A 7,500-nucleotide genomic window follows, 5' to 3' on the forward strand; every position below is an offset into this window, starting at 1 on the left:
TAGCCACTTTTTTTTGATATTATAGTTGTGTTTTCACTTTGAATAAGTTTTCCACATCTTTATCTTATCCACAATTTGTGTATAACATGTGGACAGTTTTAATCACATGTGGGTAAATAGTTGTCCACATTTGCTTTTTTTGTCGAAAACCCTTTCTCAATACAAACGACGTTTTAGGTTTTAAAATCGTTTTCGTATAAATATACATTTTAATTTATTAGGTTGTACATTTGTTGCACAACCTTTATTCTTTTACCAACTTAGTAAAGGAGGGACACCTTTGGAAAATATCTCTGATTTATGGAATAGTGCCTTAAAAGAATTAGAAAAAAAGGTAAGCAAGCCTAGTTATGAGACATGGTTAAAATCCACAACGGCTCATAACTTGAAGAAAGACGTATTAACGATTACAGCTCCGAATGAATTTGCTCGTGACTGGCTAGAATCTCATTACTCCGAACTAATTTCAGAAACACTATACGATTTAACAGGGGCAAAATTAGCAATTCGCTTTATTATTCCCCAAAGTCAAGCTGAAGAGGACATTGATCTGCCTCCAGTTAAGCCGAATCCAGCACAAGATGATTCAGCTCATTTACCACAGAGCATGTTAAATCCAAAATATACATTCGATACATTTGTTATTGGCTCTGGTAACCGTTTTGCCCATGCAGCTTCATTAGCTGTAGCTGAGGCGCCAGCTAAAGCGTATAATCCACTCTTTATTTACGGGGGAGTTGGACTTGGAAAGACACATTTAATGCACGCAATTGGTCATTATGTAATTGAACATAATCCAAATGCAAAAGTTGTATATTTATCATCAGAAAAATTTACAAATGAATTTATTAACTCTATTCGTGATAATAAAGCTGTTGATTTTCGTAATAAATATCGTAACGTAGATGTTTTATTGATAGATGATATTCAATTTCTTGCTGGAAAAGAACAGACTCAAGAAGAGTTTTTCCATACATTTAACGCATTACACGAAGAAAGTAAACAAATTGTAATTTCTAGTGACCGACCACCAAAAGAAATTCCAACTTTAGAAGATCGTCTTCGTTCCCGCTTTGAATGGGGACTTATTACAGACATTACGCCGCCAGATTTAGAGACACGAATTGCGATTTTACGCAAAAAAGCAAAAGCTGAAGGGCTTGATATACCAAATGAAGTTATGCTTTATATCGCAAATCAAATTGATTCAAATATTCGTGAATTAGAAGGTGCACTTATCCGAGTTGTAGCTTATTCATCTTTAATTAATAAAGATATTAATGCTGATTTAGCAGCTGAAGCACTTAAAGATATTATTCCAAATTCTAAGCCGAAAATTATCTCTATTTATGATATTCAAAAAGCTGTCGGGGACGTTTATCAAGTGAAATTAGAAGATTTTAAAGCGAAAAAACGTACAAAATCAGTTGCGTTTCCTCGCCAAATTGCAATGTATTTATCGCGCGAGCTTACAGATTCCTCTTTACCAAAAATAGGTGAAGAATTTGGTGGACGTGATCATACAACAGTTATCCATGCCCATGAAAAAATCTCTAAACTACTAAAAACCGATACGCAATTACAAAAGCAAGTTGAAGAAATTAATGGTATTTTAAAGTAGTAGCTGAATAGTGTGAATAACTTACCTTGTTTTACGCACAGTCTATCCACATGTAGATAGACTGTTTTTACATCCTTTAGCGGGGTTATCCACATATCCACAAGCCCTATTACTATTACTACTATTTTTTATCTTTATTAATTAAATAAAATCTTATACTTACCGGAGGTTTTTCTTTATGCGTTTTACAATACAAAAAGACTATCTTGTAAGAGGTGTACAAGATGTAATGAAGGCAGTTTCTTCTCGTACAACAATCCCTATCCTTACAGGAATTAAAGTTGTAGCTACTGAAGAAGGGGTTACATTAACAGGAAGCGATGCTGATATTTCTATTGAATCGTTTATTCCAGTCGAAGAAAATGGAAAAGAAATCGTAGAAATAGCTCAATCAGGAAGCATTGTTTTACAGGCAAAATATTTTAGTGAGATTGTAAAAAAACTACCTAAAGACACTGTCGAAATTTCTGTGGAAAATCATTTTATGACAAAAATAAAATCTGGAAAATCAGAATTTAACTTAAATGGTTTAGATTCTGCAGAATATCCGTTATTACCACAGATTGAAGAACATCATGTATTTAAGATACCAACGGATTTACTTAAGCATATGATCAGACAAACTGTATTTGCAGTTTCTACTTCTGAAACAAGACCGATCTTGACAGGTGTAAACTGGAAGGTATATAACAGCGAGTTAACTTGTATTGCAACAGATAGTCATAGACTAGCACTTCGAAAAGCGAAAATCGAAGGACATAATATTGCAGATGAATTTCAAGCTAATGTTGTTATCCCAGGTAAGAGCTTAAATGAATTAAGTAAGATTCTAGATGAGTCTGAAGAAATGGTGGATATCGTTATTACGGAGTATCAAGTATTATTCCGTACAAAACATTTATTATTCTTCTCAAGATTGTTAGAAGGAAATTATCCAGATACAACACGTTTAATTCCAGCAGAGAGTAAAACGGATATTTTTGTGAATACAAAAGAATTCCTACAAGCAATTGATCGTGCTTCACTATTAGCGAGAGATGGCCGCAATAACGTTGTTAAATTATCAACTTTAGAGCAAGAAATGCTAGAGATTTCTTCGAATTCACCAGAAATCGGAAAAGTTGTCGAAGAAGTACAATGCGAAAAAGTAGATGGAGAAGAGTTAAAAATTTCTTTTAGTGCAAAATATATGATGGATGCATTGAAAGCTTTGGATAGTACAGAGATTAAAGTTAGCTTTACTGGGGCGATGAGACCGTTCTTAATTCGTACAGTAAATGATGATTCAATTATTCAATTAATTTTACCGGTTCGTACTTACTAGGTAAGGAATAAGGGTTGCTAGTTTAAAGATGCTAGTGGCCCTTATTTGATTTTTGGGTATTACTTTCCTAATGCTAGTTTATTTAGTACAATGAAAGAATGAACACTTTCAGAAAGTGAGCGATTTTATGAAACGTATTAAAATTTCAACAGAGTATATTACACTAGGACAATTTTTAAAGTTAGCTGATGTAATTGATACAGGTGGCGCTGTAAAATGGTTTTTACAAGAATATGAAGTGTACGTGAACAACGAACTTGAAAATAGAAGAGGTCGCAAACTATATGCGAATGATGTTATTGAAATTCCAGGAAGCGGAACTTTCCAAGTTCAGGCATAAAGGGGGAGCCCTTTGTTTATTTCAGAAATACAATTAAAAAACTATCGCAATTATGAAAAATTAGAGCTTTCCTTTGAAGATAAGGTAAATGTAATTATCGGCGAAAATGCGCAAGGGAAAACAAATTTGATGGAAGCTATTTATGTTTTAGCGATGGCGAAATCTCATAGAACCTCTAATGATCGCGAACTTATCCGCTGGGATGAAGATTTTGGTCAAATAAAAGGGAAATTACAAAAAAGAAACAGTTCTTTGTCTTTGGAATTAAATATTTCGAAAAAAGGTAAAAAGGCAAAATTAAATCAACTTGAACAACAAAAGTTAAGTCAATATATTGGCGTGATGAACGTTGTCATGTTTGCCCCAGAAGATTTAAATCTTGTAAAAGGAAGCCCTCAAGTAAGAAGACGCTTTTTAGATATGGAATTAGGACAAATAGCTCCTGTATATTTGTATGAATTAAGTCAATATCAAAAGGTGCTCACGCAACGAAATCACTTGTTGAAAAAAATGCAAGGGAATAGTAAGAATGAGGAAACGATGTTGGATGTATTTACACTTCAACTAATTGAGCATGGTGCGAAAATACTGCAAAAACGTTTTGAATTTTTGCATTTGCTACAGGAATGGGCAGCTCCAATTCATCGAGGTATAAGCCGTGGATTAGAAGAGTTAGAAATTGTCTATAAACCAAGTGTAGATGTATCAGAATCAATGGATTTGTCGAAAATAAAAGAAGTATACTATGAAAGTTTTCAATCTGTGAAACAACGTGAAATTTTCCGTGGTACGACTTTAATTGGTCCTCATCGTGACGATTTACAATTCTTCGTTAATAGTAAAAATGTTCAAGTCTTTGGTTCGCAAGGACAACAACGAACGACCGCACTATCCCTAAAATTAGCTGAAATTGAATTGATTTATTCAGAGGTTAAAGAATATCCAATCCTTTTGTTGGATGATGTTTTATCAGAATTAGATGATTATCGTCAATCACATCTTTTAAATACAATTCAAGGAAAAGTGCAAACATTTGTTACAACGACGAGTGTCGACGGAATTGAACACGAAACATTAAAAGAAGCGAAAACAATTCATGTAACGAACGGCACTGTAGATTGTGAAATAGATAGGGAATAACCCCTGTTTAAATGGAAAAGTAGGTGATCTTTGTGTCAATGGAACAAAAGCAAATGCAAGAAAATGCATATGATGAAAGTCAGATACAGGTGCTTGAAGGACTAGAGGCAGTTCGGAAACGCCCTGGTATGTATATTGGATCTACAAGTGGAAAAGGGCTTCACCATCTTGTTTGGGAAATCGTAGATAATAGTATTGATGAAGCACTTGCAGGTTATTGTGATGAAATTAATGTTAGTATCGAAGAAGATAATAGTATTCGTGTAACGGATAATGGGCGTGGTATTCCGGTTGGTATACAAGAAAAAATGGGACGTCCAGCTGTAGAAGTTATTATGACTGTTCTCCACGCCGGTGGTAAATTTGGCGGTGGCGGTTATAAAGTTTCTGGTGGTTTACATGGTGTTGGGGCATCGGTTGTAAATGCTCTATCAACAGAATTAGAAGTATTTGTACATCGTGAAGGTAAAATCCATTACCAAAAATACGAAAGAGGTATTCCGGTTGCGGATTTAAAAGTCATTGGTGACACCGATCAAACAGGAACAATAACTCGATTTAAACCAGATCCGGAAATTTTCCAAGAAACAACAGTATACGATTTTGATACGCTAGCAACTCGTATGCGTGAATTAGCGTTTTTAAATCGTAATATTAAATTAACAATTGAAGATAAACGTGAACATAAGCAAAAGAAAGAATTCCATTACGAAGGTGGAATTAAATCATACGTTGAGCATTTAAATCGCTCAAAACAACCGATTCATGAAGAGCCTGTGTACGTAGAAGGTTCAAAAGATGGTATTCAGGTTGAGGTTTCTCTTCAATATAACGAAGGATACACAAATAATATTTACTCATTTACGAATAACATCCATACGTATGAAGGTGGTACACATGAGGTAGGTTTTAAAACAGCTTTAACTCGTGTAATCAACGACTATGGTCGTAAAAATAGCATTTTAAAAGATGCGGACAGTAATTTAACTGGTGAGGATGTTCGTGAAGGTTTAACAGCAATTGTATCAATCAAGCATCCAAATCCACAATTTGAAGGACAAACGAAGACAAAACTTGGGAATAGTGAAGCGAGAACAATTACAGAGTCTGTATTCTCAGAGGCATTTGAAAAGTTCTTACTAGAAAATCCTAATGTAGCGCGAAAAATTGTAGAAAAAGGTACGATGGCTGCACGTGCACGTGTAGCTGCGAAAAAAGCGCGTGAATTGACACGTCGAAAGAGTGCGTTAGAAGTTTCAAGTTTACCTGGTAAATTAGCTGATTGCTCTTCGAAAGATCCAGCAATTAGTGAAATTTACATCGTAGAGGGTGACTCTGCGGGTGGATCTGCAAAACAAGGACGCGATCGTCATTTCCAAGCAATTTTACCGCTGAAGGGTAAAATTATTAATGTGGAAAAGGCGCGCTTAGATAAGATTTTATCAAATGATGAAGTTCGTACAATTATTACGGCAATCGGTACAAATATTGGTGGAGACTTCGATATTGAAAAAGCACGCTATCATAAAGTTATTATTATGACCGATGCCGATGTTGATGGCGCACATATTCGTACCCTATTATTAACGTTCTTCTATCGTTATATGCGTCAAATAATTGAGTGTGGTTATATCTATATTGCACAGCCGCCATTGTTTAAAATACAACAAGGTAAAAAAATTCAATATGCTTACAACGATAAGGAACTTGAAAAAATCTTAGCTGAGCTACCAGCCCAGCCGAAACCAGGAATTCAACGTTATAAAGGTCTTGGGGAGATGAATCCAACTCAGCTATGGGAGACGACAATGGATCCAGAAGTACGTTCGTTACTTCAAGTTTCTCTTCAAGATGCAATAGAAGCAGACGAAACGTTTGAAATTTTAATGGGTGATAAAGTAGAACCGCGTCGTAACTTTATCCAAGAGAATGCAAAATACGTGAAGAACCTTGATATTTAAATGAGTAATGACAGGAATCTAAGTATTCCTGTCTTCTACATATAAATCAATGTATGTGTAACGGAAATGTAAGAGGAGGTGCTCGTTGATGTCAGACAATCAACAACAAGCACGAATTCGAGAAATTAATATTAGTCATGAAATGCGTACCTCATTTTTAGATTACGCAATGAGTGTTATCGTATCTCGTGCATTACCAGATGTTCGTGATGGATTAAAACCTGTGCATCGTAGGGTTTTATATGCGATGAATGATTTAGGAATTACAGCTGATAAAGCGTATAAGAAATCAGCACGTATTGTCGGTGAAGTAATCGGTAAGTATCACCCTCATGGTGATTCAGCCGTTTATGAAACAATGGTACGTATGGCGCAAGATTTTAGTCAACGTTATATGCTTGTAGATGGGCATGGTAACTTCGGTTCTGTAGATGGAGATTCAGCAGCAGCAATGCGTTATACAGAGGCAAGAATGTCTAAGATTTCTATGGAATTAATACGTGATATTTCAAAAAATACAATTGATTATCAAGATAACTATGATGGTTCCGAAAGAGAACCGATAGTACTACCAGCGCGTTTCCCTAATTTATTAGTAAACGGTACAACAGGTATTGCTGTTGGTATGGCAACAAATATACCGCCGCATCAGCTTGGCGAAGTAATTGATGGTGTGCTGGCATTAAGTCATAATCCTGATATTACTATCGCAGAATTGATGGAATATATTCCTGGTCCAGACTTTCCGACGGCAGGTTTAATTTTAGGAAGAAGTGGAATTCGAAGAGCTTATGAAACAGGTCGCGGTTCCATTATGCTTCGTGCTAAGGTTGAAATTGAAGAGAAGTCAAACGGTAAACAATCTATTATCGTAACTGAACTACCTTATCAAGTTAATAAGGCGAGATTAATTGAAAAAATCGCAGAATTAGTTCGCGATAAGAAAATTGAAGGTATTACAGATTTACGTGATGAATCAGATCGTAATGGTATGCGTATTGTCATGGAAGTACGTCGTGATGCTAATGCAAACGTACTATTAAACAATCTATATAAACATACAGCGCTTCAAACAAGTTTCGGTATTAATATGTTGTCTCTTGTAAATGGGGAG

At 35.3% G+C, this 7,500-nt stretch carries 6 protein-coding genes (1 of these 6 only partly in view); all 6 read left to right on the forward strand.

Features of this window, described 5'->3' with window-relative positions:
- The first annotated feature begins 280 nt into the window (after positions 1 to 280).
- Complete coding sequence (dnaA, locus tag BC_RS00005) at positions 281 to 1,621, forward strand: chromosomal replication initiator protein DnaA (RefSeq protein ID WP_000428017.1); 1,341 nt, start codon at positions 281 to 283, stop codon at positions 1,619 to 1,621.
- 178 nt (positions 1,622 to 1,799) lie between these two features.
- A complete protein-coding gene (dnaN, locus tag BC_RS00010) occupies positions 1,800 to 2,945 on the forward strand; it encodes a DNA polymerase III subunit beta (RefSeq protein WP_001212886.1) in 1,146 nt (381 codons plus the stop codon).
- Positions 2,946 to 3,072: 127 nt separating this feature from the next.
- Positions 3,073 to 3,285 carry a S4 domain-containing protein YaaA gene (gene yaaA, locus BC_RS00015; RefSeq protein ID WP_000821364.1) on the forward strand — a complete coding sequence of 71 codons (213 nt, stop codon included), beginning with the start codon at positions 3,073 to 3,075 and terminating at the stop codon, positions 3,283 to 3,285.
- Between the two features lie 12 nt (positions 3,286 to 3,297).
- Complete coding sequence (recF, locus tag BC_RS00020; protein ID WP_000470745.1) at positions 3,298 to 4,425, forward strand: DNA replication/repair protein RecF; 1,128 nt, start codon at positions 3,298 to 3,300, stop codon at positions 4,423 to 4,425.
- A gap of 38 nt (positions 4,426 to 4,463) precedes the next feature.
- Positions 4,464 to 6,386, forward strand: coding sequence for a DNA topoisomerase (ATP-hydrolyzing) subunit B (gyrB, locus tag BC_RS00025; RefSeq protein WP_000435982.1), 1,923 nt, complete (start codon positions 4,464 to 4,466; stop codon positions 6,384 to 6,386).
- Positions 6,387 to 6,474: 88 nt separating this feature from the next.
- Positions 6,475 to 7,500, forward strand: partial view of a DNA gyrase subunit A gene (gyrA, locus tag BC_RS00030; RefSeq protein WP_001282864.1) — the 5' end (the start) only. Its footprint extends 1,446 nt past the window's final position; only the first 1,026 of its 2,472 coding nucleotides appear in the window; its start codon is at positions 6,475 to 6,477; its stop codon lies beyond the right edge, outside the window.

It is taken from the genome of Bacillus cereus ATCC 14579 (assembly GCF_000007825.1).
In the GTDB taxonomy this organism is placed as follows: domain Bacteria; phylum Bacillota; class Bacilli; order Bacillales; family Bacillaceae_G; genus Bacillus_A; species Bacillus_A cereus.